The 2,535-nt window shown below is 49.1% G+C and carries 2 protein-coding genes; both read left to right on the top strand.

From position 1 onward, the window contains the following. A partial coding sequence (locus OXG87_22500; protein MCY3872325.1) for an FtsX-like permease family protein occupies positions 1-788 on the top strand: 788 nt, incomplete at its 5' end. A gap of 24 nt (positions 789-812) precedes the next feature. Next, positions 813-2,535: ABC transporter permease (locus tag OXG87_22495; protein ID MCY3872324.1), on the top strand; the 1,723-nt coding region annotated here is incomplete at its 3' end.

Genomic DNA, 2,535 nt, shown 5'->3' with positions numbered 1-2,535 from the left:
TGTTCAAAACACTCGACATGAAACTCGTTGCAGGTCGAGAATACAACAGAGAATTTCCGACCGATCAAACGGAAGCTGTCATTGTAAACGAAGCACTGGTCAAAAAATTCGGCATAGAGGATCCCATTGGCAAAACAATCACATACGGCGGCTTATCAAAAGAAAGAACCATCATCGGCGTTGTTCAAAATTTCCACTTCCGATCTTTGCATCATAAAATCAGACCCGCTGTCCTGCCACTCAGCACATCCACTGGACGCTTATTGATCCGCATTCACCCCGAAAATGTACCCGGCACCATCGCATTCATCAAAGAACAGTGGGAAAAAGTCGCACCCAACCACGCATTCAACTTCTCATTCATCAACGAAGCCTTAGACAAACAATACAGAAAAGAAGAACGATGGAATCTCATGATCCAATACGCCACCGGATTCGCCATCTTCATCGCTGCACTCGGCGCATTCGGACTGGCGGCTCTCGCCACAACAAGACGCACCAAAGAAATCGGCATTCGCAAAGTACTGGGCGCATCCCAAACGCAAATCCTATCCCTGCTCTCGCGAGAATTTATCCTCTACATCACCCTATCGAGCCTCATTGCATTTCCAATCGCCTATTACGCGACCAATCAATGGTTACAAACCTTCGCCTACCGCACCGAGTTAGGTATTGGCACCTTCTTACTCGGTAGCCTTGTCTTGTTCTTCATCGTGCTCACAACCGTCACGACCCAGACCCTCAAAGCCGCACGCGCAAACCCGGCAGACGCCTTGAGAGATGAGTGAGACTGGGGCTACTGGAGGTACAAAATGAAAAACCTCAAAATCGCATGGCGGCGACTCAAACGCGACCGAATTGCCAGTGTGATGGGTGTGTTGAGTCTGACAGTGGGCATTACGTGTGCGTTGATGGTATTTGTCATTGTCGAAGACCGCTATCGCGCGCGAGATGAATTCCACGACAACGCAGACCGAATCTACTGGATCTATCGCACCAGTGAAATGGCTCAGAACGAGTGGGAGCGGCAACACGCATCTTTTCGCGCCCATGCTGGGCCATTGCTCGCCGATGAGTTGCGCGAATTGGCAACGGTTTGTCGATACCGGTTAAGCTATCTTACATATCTCTACGGAGACGAACATTTCCGAAGAGATCAGGCAGCGTATGTCGATCCCGCATTTTTGTCGCTCTTTTCATTCCCCGTGCTTTACGGAAACCCCAAGACCCTGTCACACCCGCAAAACATACTCATCTCTCGAACACTCGCAGAAAAACTATCGCGTGACAGAGCAATCGCCGACATAGTAGGGACCTCATTGACCCTGATGAGAAACAACGTGCGCGAACATTTTACCATCAGCGGTATCGTCGAAACGCTTTCGCACCATTCGAGCTTGCAGTTCGATATGCTCATCCCATATCAGCACCTGATTCCGCGCGCAACGTCTGATCCGCGAGGTGAATTTGAAGCCATGCTCTTCTTGCACCTCAAAAAAAATATTACCTCCGATCACATAAAGAACCGACTGCCCTACTTTTCAGACACTTATTTTGCCAAACAGATTGACAACTATCGCGCCGAAGGACAATGGACAAAGGAAGCGTCTCCCTTTCAGGTCCATCTTCAACCCCTGTCTGCATTGCCCAAATTCGAGATGTCCGGACTTCAAGTCAGGTACATGCCGCAACATTTTCTGGTCTTGCTATCTCTGGTGGGGCTTCTCGTACTCATTGTAGGAGCCATCAATTTTGGCATCGTGACCATTGGCCGACTCATGACGCGTGGCACCGAAGTCGGCATACGCAAAACCCTCGGTGCAACACGTCGTCATATTATTGGGCAGACCATCCTCGAATCGTTAATTCTCTGTTTTATCGCAATGGGACTGGCACTAAGCGCAAACGAATTATTGCTTCCCCATTTTGCGTCCCTCTTTCCCTTTCCTCACTATAATCCTCAGTTTCAAGGGAATATCACAGGATTCCTCTTCATTCTTGTGTTGCCCGTACTATTGTCAATTCTGGCAGGCTTCTACCCGTCGTGGTTGTTGTCGCGGCTTCAGCCTGTTAACGCGCTCAAAAGTGAGACATTTCCGGGACAGAGAGCACGCCTGAGCCGATTTCTGTTGATTGTTCAATTTGCTGTCGCTGTATTTTTGCTGGCATCCTCCACAATTATGGTACAGATAACTGATCACTTCGCTTCGATGGATAGGGGATTCGACATGCGCCACTTAATGGTCATACAGCCCAAAGTCCCGGGAGACGAAGCAGAAGTATATTACGAGCGATTTCGCCAAAAGGCAGAACAACTCCCAGGAGTTGTCGGAATGGCTGCTGTGAATAACATCCCGGTATTGTGGTCGGCAGGCATGCAAAAGCTGACCAATTCAGAAACGATAATATGGCATTACAAAGTGCGTGGCGACTTTCTAAAAACACTCGGCATAGACCTGGTCTCAGGAAAGAATCTGGACCCAAACGGACCGACCAACGAGGTTTTGGTCAACGAACACCTCGCAAAGCGATTCG

The sequence above is a fragment of the Gemmatimonadota bacterium genome, from assembly GCA_026706845.1.
In the GTDB taxonomy this organism is placed as follows: Bacteria; Latescibacterota; UBA2968; order UBA2968; family UBA2968; genus VXRD01.
This window is presented reverse-complemented; position numbering and strand designations above follow the sequence as displayed.